This is a genomic window from Arthrobacter sp. Y3223164 (assembly GCF_059091005.1).
In genome coordinates, this window is record NZ_JBNHGF010000965.1 from 1 (window position 1) to 306 (window position 306).

1 pseudogene is annotated in these 306 nt (G+C 73.5%); it reads right to left on the reverse strand.

Annotated elements, in window-relative coordinates:
* A pseudogene (locus AC5RUJ_RS18940) lies at window positions 1-306 on the reverse strand (dehydrogenase); the annotation flags it as partial.

The following is a 306-nucleotide window of genomic DNA, read 5'->3' on the forward strand; positions in this document are numbered from 1 at the left end:
GAGCGCGCCAAGCATCAACCCCGCGCCCGCGGAGGAGAGGCGGCGCACCCCGCCGGGGGTGTGCGCGGCGACGCCGGTCAGCAGCGCCGGTGCGAACTGTTCCTTGAAGCGCAGGTTCCAGGCGGGAGAGCCCTGCTCCAGGGTGCGGAGCCCGTAGCGGAAGGCCGTCACCGGGCTCGCGGGCACCTGGAGGAGCTGGTCCATGGTGAACTCCAGCAGCGCATCGGTCCGCGCGACGAGCGGTTCCATCAACTGCCGGTACGCGCCGCCGTCGGCTCCCAGCCCGGCCACGGTCCGGTCGAGGTC